Annotated in this window: 17 protein-coding genes and 1 pseudogene; 9 read left to right on the forward strand and 9 right to left on the reverse strand. The window is 73.4% G+C overall.

Annotated elements, in window-relative coordinates; all coding sequences use genetic code 11:
* Positions 1-75 precede the first annotated feature (75 nt).
* Positions 76-816, reverse strand: coding sequence for a DNA alkylation repair protein (locus tag FHS37_RS19855; RefSeq protein ID WP_184823073.1), 741 nt, complete (start codon positions 814-816; stop codon positions 76-78).
* Positions 817-865: 49 nt separating this feature from the next.
* Here FHS37_RS19855 and FHS37_RS19860 point away from each other — a divergent pair, with 49 nt between their 5' ends.
* Positions 866-1669, forward strand: coding sequence for a TVP38/TMEM64 family protein (locus FHS37_RS19860; protein WP_184823075.1), 804 nt, complete (start codon positions 866-868; stop codon positions 1667-1669).
* A 7-nt stretch (positions 1670-1676) separates the two neighbouring features.
* Here the strand turns inward: FHS37_RS19860 and FHS37_RS19865 are convergent, their stop codons facing one another.
* A complete protein-coding gene (locus FHS37_RS19865; protein ID WP_184823077.1) occupies positions 1677-2846 on the reverse strand; it encodes a thiolase family protein in 1170 nt (389 codons plus the stop codon).
* A 126-nt stretch (positions 2847-2972) separates the two neighbouring features.
* Between FHS37_RS19865 and FHS37_RS19870 the strand changes: the two genes are divergently transcribed.
* The 3 genes from FHS37_RS19870 (at position 2973) to FHS37_RS19880 (ending at position 4739) form a co-directional block, all read left to right on the forward strand.
* Positions 2973-3443, forward strand: coding sequence for a winged helix-turn-helix transcriptional regulator (locus FHS37_RS19870; RefSeq protein WP_184823079.1), 471 nt, complete (start codon positions 2973-2975; stop codon positions 3441-3443).
* Between the two features lie 174 nt (positions 3444-3617).
* On the forward strand, positions 3618-4493 hold the full coding sequence (locus tag FHS37_RS19875; RefSeq protein ID WP_184823081.1) for an undecaprenyl-diphosphate phosphatase: 876 nt from the start codon (positions 3618-3620) through the stop codon (positions 4491-4493).
* Between the two features lie 66 nt (positions 4494-4559).
* The gene (locus FHS37_RS19880) at positions 4560-4739 is read left to right on the forward strand and encodes a hypothetical protein (RefSeq protein ID WP_184823083.1); all 180 of its coding nucleotides are present in this window, start codon (positions 4560-4562) and stop codon (positions 4737-4739) included.
* 25 nt (positions 4740-4764) lie between these two features.
* On the opposite strand, the gene FHS37_RS19885 is transcribed toward FHS37_RS19880, so the two are convergent.
* Positions 4765-5505: an SDR family oxidoreductase gene (locus FHS37_RS19885; RefSeq protein WP_184823085.1), complete on the reverse strand. Its 741-nt coding sequence runs from the start codon at positions 5503-5505 to the stop codon at positions 4765-4767.
* 35 nt (positions 5506-5540) lie between these two features.
* Positions 5541-6152 carry a DUF4291 domain-containing protein gene (locus tag FHS37_RS19890; RefSeq protein ID WP_184823087.1) on the reverse strand — a complete coding sequence of 204 codons (612 nt, stop codon included), beginning with the start codon at positions 6150-6152 and terminating at the stop codon, positions 5541-5543.
* 92 nt (positions 6153-6244) lie between these two features.
* Here FHS37_RS19890 and FHS37_RS19895 point away from each other — a divergent pair.
* A pseudogene (locus FHS37_RS19895) lies at positions 6245-6635 on the forward strand (nuclear transport factor 2 family protein).
* A gap of 69 nt (positions 6636-6704) precedes the next feature.
* Positions 6705-8312 carry an apolipoprotein N-acyltransferase gene (gene lnt, locus FHS37_RS19900; protein ID WP_184823089.1) on the forward strand — a complete coding sequence of 536 codons (1608 nt, stop codon included), beginning with the start codon at positions 6705-6707 and terminating at the stop codon, positions 8310-8312.
* On the opposite strand, the gene FHS37_RS19905 is transcribed toward lnt, so the two are convergent.
* Positions 8236-9141 carry a Gfo/Idh/MocA family protein gene (locus FHS37_RS19905; protein WP_184823267.1) on the reverse strand — a complete coding sequence of 302 codons (906 nt, stop codon included), beginning with the start codon at positions 9139-9141 and terminating at the stop codon, positions 8236-8238. The genes lnt and FHS37_RS19905 overlap by 77 nt on opposite strands.
* 13 nt (positions 9142-9154) lie before the next feature.
* A complete protein-coding gene (locus FHS37_RS19910; protein ID WP_229889735.1) occupies positions 9155-10426 on the reverse strand; it encodes an FAD-dependent monooxygenase in 1272 nt (423 codons plus the stop codon).
* Positions 10427-10514: 88 nt separating this feature from the next.
* Here FHS37_RS19910 and FHS37_RS19915 point away from each other — a divergent pair, with 88 nt between their 5' ends.
* From FHS37_RS19915 to FHS37_RS19925, 3 genes are all read left to right on the forward strand, one after another.
* Positions 10515-11108: a TetR/AcrR family transcriptional regulator gene (locus tag FHS37_RS19915; RefSeq protein WP_184823091.1), complete on the forward strand. Its 594-nt coding sequence runs from the start codon at positions 10515-10517 to the stop codon at positions 11106-11108.
* Positions 11109-11150: 42 nt separating this feature from the next.
* Positions 11151-11663: a DinB family protein gene (locus FHS37_RS19920; RefSeq protein ID WP_184823093.1), complete on the forward strand. Its 513-nt coding sequence runs from the start codon at positions 11151-11153 to the stop codon at positions 11661-11663.
* 104 nt (positions 11664-11767) lie between these two features.
* Entirely contained in the window at positions 11768-12247 is a 480-nt protein-coding gene (locus FHS37_RS19925) for a hypothetical protein (RefSeq protein ID WP_184823095.1), read from the forward strand.
* 37 nt (positions 12248-12284) lie between these two features.
* Here the strand turns inward: FHS37_RS19925 and FHS37_RS19930 are convergent, their stop codons facing one another.
* From FHS37_RS19930 to FHS37_RS19940, 3 genes are all read right to left on the reverse strand, one after another.
* Entirely contained in the window at positions 12285-12800 is a 516-nt protein-coding gene (locus FHS37_RS19930) for a tetratricopeptide repeat protein (protein ID WP_184823097.1), read from the reverse strand.
* A gap of 138 nt (positions 12801-12938) precedes the next feature.
* On the reverse strand, positions 12939-13622 hold the full coding sequence (gene ung, locus FHS37_RS19935) for a uracil-DNA glycosylase (RefSeq protein WP_184823099.1): 684 nt from the start codon (positions 13620-13622) through the stop codon (positions 12939-12941).
* Positions 13623-13711: 89 nt separating this feature from the next.
* On the reverse strand, positions 13712-15298 hold the full coding sequence (locus FHS37_RS19940; RefSeq protein ID WP_184823101.1) for an ABC transporter substrate-binding protein: 1587 nt from the start codon (positions 15296-15298) through the stop codon (positions 13712-13714).
* Between the last annotated feature and the right edge of the window lie 122 nt (positions 15299-15420).

Consider the following 15420-nt stretch of genomic DNA (forward strand, 5'->3'; position numbering starts at 1 on the left):
CGTACCGGAACATGGCGTCGATCATCGCCGACGATCCGCCCGGCGTCGAATGGTTTTCGGAGCCGGACCGGGTCGCTACGCGCCGATGTTCCTCAGCGCCTCCCGCACCGACAGCGGCGCGAACCGCCCTCGTTCCCGTGCCAGGAAGGCCCGTACGGCGTCGGGGTCGGTCTTGGCGTACTCGCGCAGGCACCAGCCGATGGCCTTGCGGACGAAGAAGTCCGGGTGCCCGGACTGGCGCCGGCAGTAGTCGAACAGGCGCCCGGTGTCGGTGCGCTCCTTGAAGCGCAGCTGGTGGAGCAGGGCGGTGCGGACGAGCCACCGGTCGTCGGCGCCGCTCCAGTCGTCCATGTCCGCCGTGAGCTCCGGACCGGCGGCGACGAGCGCGCCGACGACGTGCGCGGCGAGCAGGTCGACGGTGTCCCACCACGGGGCGGTGGTGACGAGGTGCCGGGCGACGGGCAGGAATCCGGAGGAGCAGTGGCGCACGTGGCGGCGCAGGTAGTCCACGGCGAAGTACTGGTACTCGCGCTCGGGCAGCGCCCAGCAGCGCAGGGCGATCGCGGTGCAGTCGGCCTCGCCGGGGCGGGGCAGACCGTCGACGACGGTGCGGGACAGGGCCCTGCGGACCGGCGTGGTCAGGCCCAGGAAGGGCGCCACGTCCTTCATGTACGCCCGCATGGCCACGGCCCGCTGCGGATCTGCGGCGGGCCCGTAGGCGGCGGTGAGCCGCTGCAGCACGGCGTCCGCGAGCGGACTGTCCGGCGCCTGCGGACCGTCCGGCGCCTGGGGTGTCGGGGCCTTCGTGACGCGCATGAGACGCACCCTACGGCGATCACACGCATTTGTCGGTTAGTGTCACCGGATGCTCGATGCCACCAACCGCTCTGGGGGCACCGCCACGGCCCCTCCCCGGGCCACCGCCACGGACCTCGCGGTCGCCGTCCCCACGGCCGCGCCCCCGTCCGCTCCTCCGCCCGCCGTCGCCGCGACGGGTGTCGCCGCCCGCTGTGCCAGAGTCCTGCTGTCGCCGTGGTCACGGCTGTCCCTGCTCGTCGTGCTGCTCGTCTCCGCGGCGTCGACGATGCTGCTCCTCGAGCCGCAGCGGCTGCTGACCGACGGCTGGCCGGCGCAGCTCGGCGGGGCCGCGGCGGTGGTGGCGTACGCGGTGGCCTACGGGGTGTGCACGGTGGCGTTCGTGCCGCGTCCGCTGCTGAACCTCGCCGCGGGCGCGCTGTTCGGCTCCCAGCTGGGTCTGGGTGCCGCGCTGGGCGGCACGGTGCTCGGCGCCGGGCTGGCCTTCTGCCTGGGGCGGGCGCTCGGCCAGGACGCGCTGCGTCCGCTGCTGCGCGGACGCTGGCTGAAGGCCGCGGACCGCCAGCTGAGCCGGCACGGCTTCCGCTCCGTGCTGGCGGCCCGGCTGTTCCCGGGCATCCCGTTCGCCGCCTCGAACTACTGCGCCGCCGTCTCCCGCATGGGCCTGCTGCCGTTCCTGCTGGCGACGGCGCTCGGTTCGATCCCGAACACCGCCGCCTACGCCGTGGCCGGCGCCCGCGCCTCGACGCCGACCTCCCCGGCCTTCCTGCTCGCGCTGGCCTGCATCGCCGTACCGGGCCTGGCGGGCGCGGCGGTGGCGTGGCGCAGGCGGCATCAGCTGCGCGGGCGCTGACGGCCCGTCACACCGATTCTAGGATCATCGCGTTGGCGAGTCCGCCCGCCTCGCACATGGTCTGCAGGGCGTACCGCGCGCCGCGTTCGCGCATCGCGTGGACCAGGGTCGTGGTCAGCCGGGTGCCGCTGGCGCCCAGCGGGTGGCCGAGGGCGACGGCGCCGCCGTGCACGTTGACCTTGGCGAGGTCGGCTCCGGTCTCCTGCTGCCAGGCCAGGACCACGCTCGAGAACGCCTCGTTGACCTCGAACAGGTCGATGTCGTCGAGCGACAGGGAGGCCCGGCGCAGCACCTTCTCGGTCGCCGGGACGACACCGGTGAGCATCAGCAGCGGGTCGGAGCCGGTGACCGCGAAGCTGTGCAGCCGGGCGAGCGGCCGCAGCCCGAGCCGGGCCGCGGTCTCGCCGGAGGCGATGAGCACGGCGGAGGCGCCGTCGTTGAGCGGGCTGGCGTTGCCCGCGGTGACGTTCCACTCGATCTGCGGGAAGCGCTCGGCGAGGACCGGGTCGTGGTAGGCGGGCCTCAGGCCGGCCAGGGTCTCGGTGGTGCTGCCCGGCCGGACGCACTCGTCGCGGGTCACCCCCTCCAGGGGCGCGACCTCGGCGTCGAACAGACCGGCGTCCCACGCCGCGGCGGCCTTGCGGTGCGAGGAGACGGCGAAGGCGTCCATCCGCTCGCGGGTGATCGACCACTTCGCGGCGATGAGCTCGGCGCTGATGCCCTGCGGGACGAGCCCGTCCGGATAGCGCCCGGCGACTCCGGGGCCGAACGGGTCCTTGCCGGGAGGGACGTTGGACCACATCGGCACCCGGCTCATGGACTCCACCCCGCAGGCGACGACGAGGTCGTACGCGCCGGAGACGACGCCCTGTGCCGCGAAGTGCACGGCCTGCTGGGAGGAGCCGCACTGGCGGTCCACGGTGGTCGCCGGCACCGACTCGGGCAGGCCGGCGGACAGCACGGCGTAACGCGTGGTGTTCATGGCCTGCTCGCCGACCTGGTCGACGGTTCCCCCGATGACGTCGTCGATCAGTTCCGGGTCGACGCCGGACCGCTCGACGAGGGTGCGCAGGGTGTGGGCGAGGAGCTCGACGGGGTGGACGTGGGCGAGGGCGCCGCCCGGCTTTCCCTTGCCGATGGGGGTGCGTACGGCTTCGACGACGACTGCGTCACGCATGGTGCGGCCTCCTCGGTCTCCTCGGCCACCCGGGCGGCGACCGGGACGATTACCAGTGAGTAGGAAATCCGAACTCACCTTAGCGCGGTGAGTTGGAAAAACAAACCCTCCCCTAGACTTGGCCGTATGGCCGCCTCCAAAGACCCGCGCCCCTGCTCGATCGCCGACACCCTGGCCCTCGTCGGCGAGAAGTACTCCCTGCTCGTGCTGCGCGAGGTGTGCCTCGGCAACGGCCGTTTCGACCAGCTGGTGCGCAACATCGGGGCTCCGCGCGACATCCTGGCCACGCGGCTGAAGCGGCTGGTCGACGCCGGGATCCTGACCAAGCGTCCCTACAGCGAACGCCCGCAGCGCTTCGAGTACCGCCCCACCCGGGCGGGGCTGGAGCTGGAGCCCGTGCTGCTGATCCTGAAGGAGTGGGGCGACCGCCATCTGCGCCAGGGCAGCGACCTGCCCATGGCGCTCGAGCACGCCTGCGGCGACGAGCTCGTCCCGGTCGTCACCTGCCGGGCCTGTGGCGACCGGGTGCGCCACGAGGACCTGACGCCCCGTCCGCAGACCCCGGGGTGGACGGTGAGCGGCCCGACGGCGGCCTGAGCCGCCGCCGTCCGGAGCCCGCCGGACCCCGGCGGGCCGTGAAACCCCTGTGCCGGATCCGTCATCTTGGGGCGCTACGCTTCGCCTCGGCGCACCCGATCATCGATCGCCGCACGCCGCGGTCCGGTGTGCCCTTCGCCCGTTGCACGATCGGCACTTGGACTCCGCTACCTCATGTCTTGGTTTGAATCCCTCATCCTCGGACTCGTCCAGGGGCTGACCGAGTTCCTCCCCGTCTCCTCCAGCGCGCACCTGCGGCTGACCGCGGCCTTCTCCGGCTGGGAGGACCCGGGCGCGGCCTTCACCGCGATCACCCAGATCGGCACGGAGACCGCGGTGCTGATCTACTTCCGCAAGGACATCGGGCGGATCCTGTCGGCCTGGACCCGCTCGCTGACGAACAAGGAGATGCGCCGGGACCAGGACGCGCGCATGGGCTGGCTCGTCATCGTCGGCTCGATCCCGATCGGCGTGCTCGGGGTGACGCTCAAGGAACAGATCGAGGGCCCGTTCCGCGATCTGCGGCTCACTGCGGCGATGCTGATCGGCATGGGCGTCGTCCTCGGCATCGCCGACCGCCTCGCGGCACGGGACGAGAGCGGCGGCCGGCACCGCGCGGCCAAGCAGCGCAAGGAACTCGGGGACCTGACCGTCAAGGACGGCCTGATCTACGGCGTCTGCCAGGCCATGGCCCTCATCCCGGGCGTCTCCCGCTCCGGCGCCACCATCAGCGGCGGCCTGTTCATGGGGTACCGGCGCGAGGCCGCGGCCCGCTACTCCTTCCTGCTCGCCATCCCCGCGGTGCTGGCCTCCGGCCTGTTCGAGCTCAAGGACGCCGCGGAGGGCGGACACGTCTCCTGGGGCCCGACGGTCTTCGCGACGATCATCGCCTTCGCGGTCGGGTACGCCGTGATCGCCTGGTTCATGAAGTTCATCTCGACCAAGAGCTTCATGCCGTTCGTCTGGTACCGCATCATCCTGGGAATCGTCATCATCGTGCTGGTCGGCGCGGGTGTGCTGAGTCCCGACGCCGGCGAGCCGGCGCACTGACCGGCCCCCCGGGACGCGTGGCCGTCCGGTAGCGCGCCGTCAGTGTCCGGCCCTAGGCTTGTCCGCATGTCCCCCGATTTAACGACCCCTGGTTCCGTGCGGTCCGCCGCCGAGGTCAACGAGCAGATCCGCGCACTGTGGCTGCGCGCGGGCGGCTCCCTGTCGGACCGGGAGCGCGAGACGTACGAACTGCTGGTGGTCGAGTGGGCGGCGGCCGTCCGCGACGAGGTCGTCGAGGCGGCCTGACCCTTCCGCTCCCCGGCGGTACGCCTCAGCGTCCGCCCGCCACCCGCAGCACCGTCCCCGTGGTGTACGAGGCGTCCGGCGACATCAGCCACGCCACGGCCGCCGCGACCTCCTCCGCCCGCCCCGCGCGTCGCAGCGGAATCGCCGGCGCCATCCGCCGGACCCGGTCCGGAGCGCCCATGGCGGCGTGCATCTCCGTGTCGATCAGGCCCGGGGCGACCGCGTTGACGCGGATGCCGTCCGGACCGAGCTCCTTGGCCAGCCCCAGCGTCAGCGCGTCCACGGCGGCCTTGGTCGCCGCGTAGTGCACGTACTCGTCCGGGCTGCCCAGCGTCGCGGCCCCGGACGAGACGTTCACGATCACTCCCTCGCCCCGGGGCGTCATGAGCTGCGCGGCCCGCCGCGCGCACAGCAGCGTCCCCATGAGGTTGACGTCCACGACCCGGCGCAGGGTCGCGGTGTCGACCTCGGCGAACCGCCCCAGCGGCCCGGTCACCGCCGCGTTGTTCACCAGCCCCGTCACCGGCCCCAGCTCCCGCTCCGCCACCTCGAAGAGCCGCTCGACGTCCGCCTCGACGGACGTGTCCGCCCGCACGGTCGCGGCCCGCGCCCCGGCCGCCCGCACGCCCTTCGCCACCTCCTCGGCGGCCGCGGAGTCCCGGACGTAGTTCACCACCACGTCGTGTCCCTGAGCCGCGAGCCGCAGACAGGTCGCGGCACCGATCCCCCGGCTGCCGCCGGTGACCACGGTGACGAGACGCTTCATGAGTTCCTCCTGACGAAGAGCGGAAACGAAGATCCTCAGGCTCGCAGATGTGCGAGCACCTCGTCGTCGAGGGGGTACGGCCGCTCCTCCGGCAGCAACCCGGCCGCACGGTCGAGCTCCCCCTCACGCACCAGGCCGCGGATCTCCGTGGCGAGCGGCGTCACGTCCTCGATGCCCACGATCCACTCGTCGGCGTACCGGGCGGCCGCCTCCCCCGCGAGCCCCAGCTGGAGCGAGCGGTACGGCAGCGGGTCGAGGCGCAGGTCCCGCTCCGGGTCCCACTGCACCCGCGCGGGCGCCCGCCGCAGCTCCCGTCTCCAGGCGGCCGCGTCGCCGTGCAGGGCGGGGACGTGGTGCGACAGGCACGCGTTCCGCAGGGCCCGGACGAACCCCTCGCGGCTGATCTCCACGGCCAGCACGGTCTCCTGGTCCTTCTTCGTGCCCCAGCCGCAGCGGTACATCATCCACAGGAACGACGGCTTGACCCAGGTCATGCGCTCCCGGCTCCAGGTCGACGGGAAGCGGCCGTCGCGCGCCGCGGCGCGGCCGATCTCCGGCCGGTAGGCCTGGTAGACGGTGACGGTGGACCCGGTGTGGCGGGCACGCACCTCGAACCTGGGGCGCGTCCCGGTCTGCTGATCGTTCACGGCACCCAGCCTCGGCCCCGTCGCACGCGAAGGCCAGCGAATATCCGCGCACGCCCCTTGGCTCCGCCCGTCGCACGGCCGGCACCGAGCCGATGACGCAGCGTGCGGAGCTCGCGGCCGTGAGGGACCGGCCGGCCGTCGGCGGGCTCGTCACCGAGTACGCGGTGGCCGTGGACGACGGTGACGGGGAGGCGTACCGAGGGCTGTTCACGGCGCAGGGACGGGTGGACTACCGCTCGGCCGGCGGGATCGAGGGGAGCGCCGGGCAGGTGGCCGGGTGGCTCGCGGAGCATCTGGGGACGTCTCCCGTGCGGCAGCACCTGTTCGTCAGCCGGCGGGTCCGCTTCGCCGGACCTCGTGTACGGCGGGCGGTGCGCGTTCGCCGTGCTGCGCACGGACGACGGCTGGCGGCTGAGCGAGGTGGTCGTGCGGGAGAAGTGGCGCCGCCTTCCCGGCCCGCGGACGGCTCCTGTGATCGACTGAGCCGGCGCGCACTGTTCCGGATCGTCTCCGGGACGGACACTGGGGGGCACCACGGGGTAGGAGGCGCCCATGAAGACGCTCGACCACCGGTTCACCTCCCCGTGGCGGCGCTCGGCCGCCGCCGCGGTCGCGGGTGCCCTGCCCGTCCTGGCCTTTCCCGCCCCGTCCCTGTGGTGGTTCGCCTACGTCGCCCTGGTCCCCTGGATCCTGCTGGCCCGCGCCGCGCCGACGGGGAGGCGGGCGGCCTGCGACGGCTGGTGGGGCGGGTTCGGCTTCATGCTGGCCATGCACCACTGGCTGCTGCCGAACCTGCACGTGTTCACGTTCGTCATCGCCGCCCTGCTCGGCGCGTTGTGGGCGCCGTGGGGCTGGCTGGTGCGCCGCCTGCTCGGCGGGGTCCCGTCACGGGGCCGGGTCCTGGCGGCGCTCGTCGTGCTGCCGTCGGGCTGGCTGGCCGTGGAACTCGTCCGTTCCTGGGAGGGGCTCGGCGGCCCCTGGGGCGTGCTCGGCGCGAGCCAGTGGCAGGTGGAGGCGGCGCTGCGGCTGGCGTCGGTCGGCGGGGTGTGGCTGCTCAGCTTCCTGGTGGTGGCGCTGAACGTCGCCGTGGCGGTGCTGGTCGCGGTCCGGCGGGCCCGCGTGCCCGCCGTGGCGGGGCTGGTCGCGGTCCGGCGGGCCCGCGTGCCCGCCGTGGCGGGGCTGGTCGCCGCGGCCGCCGCGACCGGCGCCGCGTGGGTGTGGTCGCCCCGGCCGGACACCGGCGACCGGGTCGGGATCGCGGTCGTGCAGCCGGGCGTCGTCTCCGGGCGCGACAGCCCCGACCGCCGGTTCGACCTCGAGGAGCGGCTCACCCGTGAACTCGTCGGCCGGGACGTCGCCCTGGTCGTCTGGGGCGAGAGCAGCGTCGGCTTCGACCTCGGGGACCGGCCCGACCTCGCGCGGCGGCTCGCGGCCCTGTCCCGCGAGACGGGCGCCGGGATCCTGGTCAACGTGGACGCCCGGGGCTCCGACCGGCCCGGCATCCACAAGAGCTCGGTGCTGGTCGGTCCGGACGGTCCGACCGGTGACCGGTACGACAAGATGCGGCTGGTCCCGTTCGGCGAGTACGTGCCGGCCCGTTCCCTGCTGGGCTGGGCGACCTCCGTCGGCGAGGCGGCCGGCGAGGACCGCAGGCGCGGCTCGCGGCAGGTGGTGATGGACACAGCGGACGGGCTGCGGATCGGTCCGATGGTGTGCTTCGAGACCGCGTTCCCCGACATGAGCCGGCATCTCGCCGAGGACGGCGCCGACGTCCTGCTCGCCCAGTCCTCCACCTCGACGTTCCAGCAGAGCTGGGCTCCCGGGCAGCACGCCTCGCTCGCCGCGCTGCGCGCCGCCGAGACCGGCCGTCCGATGGTGCACGCGACCCTGACGGGCGTGTCCGCCGTGTACGGGCCGGGCGGGGAGCGCGTCGGCCCGTGGCTCGGCACGGACACCGGCGCCGCGCGGGTGTACGAGGTCCCGCTGGCGCACGGCACCACGCCCTACGTCCGCTTCGGCGACTGGCCGCTGTACGGCGCGCCGCTGGCCCTGGCCGCCTGGGCCGTCACCGAGGCGTTGCGCCTCAGGCGGAGCGCTCGTGGATCGCGCGTACCACCCGCTCGCACAGCTCATGGGTCGCCAGCGCGTCCCGGGCGCTGAGCACCCTGCCCGCGCGCACCGCGTCCAGGAAGGCGAGCACCGCCTGCTCGATGCCGCGCTGCCGGGACACCGGCACCCAGTCGCCGCGCCGGCGCACGGTCGGCTGCCCCTTGTGGTCGATCACCTCGGCGAGGTTGACCACCTGGCGCTTGGTGTCCTGCCCGGAGACCTCGAGGATCTCCTCGGCCGATCCGCTGAGCCGGTTCATCACGCCGAGCGCGGTGAAGCCGTCCCCGGCGAGCTGGAGCACCACGTGGTGCAGCAGCCCGCCCTCGGTGCGGGCGCGCACGGTCACGTCGTCGACCGGGCCGGGCACCAGGAAGCGCAGGGTGTCGACGACGTGGATGAAGTCGTCGAGGATCATCGTGCGCGGATCCTCCGGCAGTCCGATCCGGTTCTTCTGCATGAGGATCAGTTCGCGCGGGTGGTCGGCGCACTGGGCGTAGCCCGGGGCGAAGCGCCGGTTGAAGCCGACGGCGAGGCTCGTCCCGCGCTCCTCGGCGAGCGCCACGAGACGCGCGGAGTCGTCGAGTTCGTAGGCGAGCGGCTTGTCGACGTACGTCGGTACGCCCGCTTCGAGGAGGCGCGTCACGATCTCCGGGTGGACCTGCGTCGGCGCGTGCACGAAGGCGGCGTCGAGGCCCTGGGCGAGCAGCGCGGCGAGGTCCGCGTGGCGCTGTCCGGGCGGGAGGTGGAGGCTGTCGGCGACCCTCTCGAGGGTGGCGGGGGTGCGGGTCTGCAGGTGCAGTTCGACTCCGGGTTGGACGGCGAGCACCGGGAGGTAGGCCTTCTGCGCGATGTCGCCGAGTCCGATGCAGCCGACCTTCACGGGGTGTTCTCCTCTAGCCATCGCCTGCCGTGGTCTGCCGCGAGCATACGGCCTCCCCGCTCGCGGCTTCGCCCGAGCGGGCGGTGTCCCCGGGCGGCCGCCAGTCGGCGATCCCGTCGAAGCCGCGCAGGAGCAGCGCCGGTCCGGCCTTCGACAGCGCGGCGATCGCGTTGTCGCGCACGGCGGAGGCGAACCGGCCGGTCATCATGTTCAGGCGGGCCACCCTGACCGCCTGGCGGGCGATCGCGGTGGTGCGGGGCAGCCGGGCCGCGGTGTAGGCGGGCAGGTCCTCGACGACGGGGGTCCCCCCGCCCGAGCGCATGCGGGCGCGGGGGAGGGCGAGGGTGATCGCGTCCTCGATGGCCTGGTTGCCGCCCTGGCCGAGGGTCGGCGGCATGGCGTGCGCGGCGTCGCCGACCAGGGCCACCCGGCCGCGGTGGTAAGCGGGCAGCGGCTCGGCGATGTGGTGGACGTCGTGGCGGAGCACGTCGCCGGGGCGGGCGGCGGCCAGCACCGCGGGGATCGGGTCGTGCCAGTCGCCGTAGAGCCGCAGCAGTTCGGCCCTCTCGTCGTCCGGGGCCCGCTCCCCCGCGGGAACCACGGCGGCGGCGTAGGCGTAGACCCGGCCGTCCTTGAGCGGGTGCGTGCCCCAGATGCGGCCCCGGCCCCAGGTCTCGTGCGAGGCGAACTCCACGCCGGGCAGCGGGATCACGACCCGCCAGGTGGTGAACCCGGAGTACACGGGCCCGGGATGGTCCGGGAAGAGCGCGCGGCGCGCCGCGGAGTGGATGCCGTCGGCGGCCACCACCAGGTCGGCCTCCCACTCGCCGTCGGGGGTGCCGACACGGGCCGGACGGCCGGGGTCACCGGGGCCTCCGGGATTTCCGGGGTCGACGACGTGCGCGGCGGCGGCCGTGCGGACGGCGCCTGCCGGGAGCCGTGCGGCCAGGTGGTCGACGAGGGTGGCCCGGTGGAGCAGGACCAGGGGGCCGCCGAAGCGCTCCTCCGCGGCCGCGGCACTGGACCGGGACAGCCACCGGCCGCTCGGCGCGCGCAGCCCTCCGTCGCCCTGCCAGGCGGACAGGGCGCGGATGTCGTCGCCGAGCCCGATGACGTCCAGTCCGCGCAGCGCGTTGGGCGCCAGCGAGATGGCCGCGCCGACCGGTTCCAGGGAGCCGGCCCGCTCCAGCACCGTCACCCGCACACCGCGCCGGTGCAGGGCGACCGCCGCGGTCAGACCGCCGATCCCCCCGCCGATCACGACCGCCCGCTCGACCCGCCTCATGGCTCCTCCTCGCACCGTAACTACACCTGTAGTGTGCGTACGGCTCCGACTGTACTACAGCTGTAGTGCGGAAGGTAGTTTGGCCTCCATGTCCGAACGCACCGCAGGCGCGTCCCGCGCCGACCTCGTCGCCGACGCCGCCCTCGCCCTGCTCGCCGAGCGCGGGATGCGCGGGCTCACCCACCGGGCGGTCGACCAGGCGGCCGGACTCCCCCAGGGGTCCACCTCGAACCTGGCGCGCACCCGCCAGGCGCTGCTGGAGCTGGCGGTGCGGCGGCTCGCCGAACGGGAGGCACGCGTCCTCGCGCTGCACGAGATGCCCGACCCGCGGGCCGGCGCCGACTCCCTGGTGGACGCCCTGGCCCTGGCCGCCCACCGTGCGCTGACCCGCAATCGCGAACTCACCGTCGCCCGTTACGAACTGGCCCTGGAGGCCACCCGCCGCCCCGAGCTGCGGGCGTACTTCGACGCGGCCGGCGCACGCTTCCGCGACCAGCTCACCGCCCTGGTCACCGGGCTGGGCTCCACGGAACCGGACCGGCACTCGCTGTCGCTGATCGCCTGGGCGGACGGGCTGATGTTCTCCTGCGTGGCCGGGTCCTTCAGCGCACGCGTGCCGAGCCTCGCGGAAGTGCGCGCGGATCTGCGGGAGTTGCTGGCCGGGATGCTCGGCCGTCCTTGAAGCGCCTGGCGGGCGAGGGCGGCAGTGGGCAAGGATGCCCTCATGACGACCGAACGCCGCGAGCCCGACCGCAACGCCGACGAACGCACCATGCTGGAGGGCTGGCTCGACTACCACCGCCGCACCCTCGCCCTGAAGTGCGAGGGGCTGACCGACGACCAGCTGCGCACCGCGTCGGTGCCGCCCTCGGAGCTGTCCCTGATGGGGCTGGTGCGGCACATGGCGGAGGTGGAGCGGTCCTGGTTCCGCAGGGTGCTCACGGGCGAGGACGCCGGCCCGATCTACTACAGCGAGGCCGACCGGGACGGCGAGTTCCACCTCACCGAGGCGGACACCTGGCAGGAGGCGTACGCCACCTGGCAGGCCGAGATCGACGCGGCCCGGCGCAACGCGGCCGGCTTCGCGCTGGACGACCTGTCCCGGGCCCCGGGCAGGGCCGGCGGCGAACCGTTCAGCCTGCGCTGGATCCACACCCACATGATCGAGGAGTACGCGCGTCACAACGGCCACGCCGACCTGATCCGCGAGCGGCTCGACGGCACCACCGGCGACTGACGTCACCCACGGCACGTCCACGACCCTCCGTACGGGGCCGGAGATCACCCGTGCGGGGCATGCTCCGCCTGTCCGCCGTCCCCCGGGCCGCCGGAGCCAGCAGAGTGACACGGGTGCATCGAAAGACGACCACAGCAACACTTCTGCTGACCGTGGCGGTCTCGGCCCTCTCGGGCTGCGTGACGGTCAAGCGTCCTGCCGTGCCCGGCCCGCCGGCGGCACCGTCCCAGCCGTCCGAGGGGCGTCCGGTCGTGCAGGCACCGGCGCGCGAGGCCCTGGAGATGGTCGGCCCGTCCCGGCCCACGAAGGCGTCCGGGGCCCCGTCGCGCCGCGCCGCCCCCACGGCCGCCGCACCGGAGCGGAAGGCGCCGTCCGGCGACCGGGACGGGCAGGCGCGGCCGGCCCGCCCGCAGCCGAGGGCGTCCGTCCCCCCGCAGCGGCCCAGGATCCTCCCCGAGGTCCCGGAACCGACGCGCCGTGCCGAAGGCGGTGGTGCGGGACTCTGCGAGCTGGGCAGGATGTACGGCGGCTGGCACCCGGACAGCCCGGAGGCGACCATCTGCGAGGGGGCGTACGGAGGATGATCCGGCCGCCGGGCGGACGGAAGGCCGGCGACAGGCCCTAGGGACGCTGCCTCGGCGGCCTCCGGCCGCCGGGCGCCCCGCCCTCGCCCAGCCGGAGCTCCAGCCGCCGGATGGCGGCCCGCACGCCCTCGCCGTAGCTGTCGTCGGCGAGGGTGCGGGCCGCGCCCCGGGCCCGGTGGAGGTGGCTGCGGGCGGCGTCGGGGCGGCCGAGGCGAGCGTAGTCGGCGGCCAGGTTCAGGTGCAGCGACGGGTAGAGGGCCCGCACGGCGAGGGCCCCTTCGTACGCGGCGGGCATGTCCCCGACGACCTCCTCCGCCGCCGTCAGCGCCCGCAGGTCCCAGGCCAGTTCGTCCTCGGGGTCGTCCTGGGTGTCGGCGAGGTAGTGGGCCAGGGTGCAGCGGTGCAGCGGGTCGCCGTACACGCCGATCTCCGCCCACAGGCCGAGGAGGCGGTGCCGGGCCTCCTCGCGGTCGCCCGCGTGGTGCAGCATCACGACCTGCCCGATCCGTGTCAGTACGGCGTCCGGCGACGCCTGCTCCTGTCGCTCCGCCACCACGCCCTCCGCACCGCTCGCCGGCTGTCGCACCCGACGCTAACGGCAGGCGGGGCCGATACCGGGCAAGCCGCTCCGTGGCACCCGGGCGGCCGGGGTGCGGGAACCGGTGGGCCGGCCCGCACCCTCGGCGACGCGTCAGCCCAGGTTCGGGATCGTCCAGTCGATCGGCTCGTGGCCCTGCGCGGCCACCGCCTCGTTGATCTGCGTGAACGGACGGGAGCCGAAGAACTTCTTCGCCGACAGCGGCGAGGGGTGCGCGCCCTTGACCACCGCGTGCCGGGTCTCGTCGATCAGCGGCAGCTTCTTCTGCGCGTAGTTCCCCCACAGCACGAAGACCGCCGGGTCGGGACGGTCGGCCACCGCGCGGATGACGGCGTCGGTGAACCTCTCCCAGCCGCGGCCCTTGTGCGAGTTGGCCTCGCCGCCGCGGACCGTGAGCACCGCGTTGAGCAGCAGCACGCCCTGCTCGGCCCACGGCATCAGGTAGCCGTTGTCCGGGATGGGCGTGCCCAGCTCCGCGTGCATCTCCTTGTAGATGTTCCGCAGCGACGGCGGGATCCGCACCCCGGGCCGGACCGAGAAGCACAGACCGTGCCCCTGTCCCTCGCCGTGGTAGGGGTCCTGCCCGAGGATCAGGACCTTCACCTTGTCGTACGGCGTGGCGTCCAGCGCCGCGAAGACCTCCTCGCGGGGCGGGTAGACGGGACCCTTCGCCCGCTCCTCCTCGACGAACTCGGTCAGCTCCTCGAAGTAGGGCTGCTGCAGTTCGTCGCCCAGGACCCCGCGCCAGGACTCGGGCAGCATGGCGATGTCGGTCACGTCATTGTCCTTACGTGTGCGGTCACTTCCAGGCTCCAGAACCTACAGGTGACCACTGACAACCGGTCCCGCGGGCGGCCGTGTCCGGCCTACCAGCTGGTCTTCCGGGAGAGCTCCCACATCATCATGATCGTCGACGGGTCCAGCGCCCGCTCCGCTCCCGAGATGTCCCGGCTCGCGGCCACGTACTGCCGTCCCTGCCACAGCGGCAGCAGCCGCACGTCGTCGACGAGGACCTGCTGGGCCTCCTCGAACTGCTTCACCACGTTGCCGCGGTCGCTCTCGCGGCGGGAACTGGGCAGCAGGTCGTTCGTGATCTCGGGGGCCTCGTAGGGCGTGCCGAGCGCGTTCTGCTTGCCGACGAACGGGGCGATGAAGTTGTCCGCGTCCGGGAAGTCGGGGAACCAGCCGCGCCCGAACACCGGGTACTCGCCCTTCTGGTAGCCCTCGACGTACGTCTTCCAGGGGCGGCTCTTGAGCGTGACGTCGAACAGCTTCGAGGCCTCCAGCTGCCGCTCGAGCTCCTTGAACTCGAGCGCGGTCTCGGAGCCGTAGCGGTCCGTGGTGTACCAGAGGGTGAGCGGTACCGGCTCGGTGATGCCCGCCGAGGTGAGGATCTGCCGGGCCTTGTCGGCGCTGGGCTCGCCGTAGTCGTCGAAGAAGCCGGTGGTGTGGCCGGTCAGGCCCTTGGGGACCATGGAGTACAGCGGCTCGACCGTGTCCTTGTAGACCTTGTGCGCGATCGCCCCGCGGTCGACGAGCTGGGCGACGGCCCGGCGCACCGCCTTCTTGCCGGCCCACGGGTCCTCCGGGTTGAACACCAGGTAGCTGATGTCGGTCCCGGTGCCCTCGACCAGCTGGAGCTCCTCCTCCTTGGAGGTCCTGCCCTGGAGGTCGATGATGTCGCCGGCGGCCAGACCGCGGTAGGTCAGGTCGATCCGCTTGTCCCGCAGCGCCTCGACCATGGTGCCGGAGTCCTGGAAGTAGCGGATGGTCACCGCGCTGTTCCGGCGCTCGGCGTAGCCCTTGTAGTGGTCGTTGCGGACGAGCTCGGCCTCCTTGCCCTCCTCGTACGACCGGAGGGCGTACGGCCCGGAACCGATGACGCCGCCCTCCTCGCGCAGGGCGTCGGCCGGGTAGGCGTCGGGGTCGACGATCGACATGGCGGGCGTGGCGAGCACGAACGGGAAGGTGGCGTCCGGCTTGTTGAGGTAGAAGACCACCTCGCGCTCGCTCGGCGCCTGGACCCGCTCGAGGCTGCCCAGCAGACCGGCGGGACCACCGTTGACGTTGATCTCGCGGACCCGGTCGATGGAGTGCTTGACGGCCTTGGCGTCGAGCGTGCCGCCGTCGGAGAACTTCAGGCCCTCGCGCAGTTCGCAGCGGAACACCTGGTTGGAGCTGTCGGAGAACTCGCAGCTCTCGGCCGCGTCCGGCTGGGGCGTGCTCGCGCCGACGGGGTAACTCAACAGCGTCTGGTAGATGTTGCGGAACAGCTCCCAGGAACTGTCCCAGGAGGCGGCAGGATCCAGTGTGCTGGGGGAACTGGTGGTTCCCACGACGATGGGGCCCTCGTCCTCCGGGCTGCCGGACGACAGGACGCCGCATCCGGTCACCAGGGACGATATGGACGCGATGGCCGCCACCCGCCGCAGGCATCGGTTCCGGTTGAACACGCGCACGCTCCTCGATCTGCCATACCAAGGGTCGGCAGACCATACCGCAGTGTTCCGCCCCGTGGACCTCCCCTGCACACCCCTTGAGACCGACCTGCCGATGACTACGTTGTCAGCGGGCC

It is taken from the genome of Streptomyces griseomycini (assembly GCF_014203535.1).
GTDB classification, from domain to species: Bacteria; Actinomycetota; Actinomycetes; order Streptomycetales; family Streptomycetaceae; genus Streptomyces; species Streptomyces griseomycini.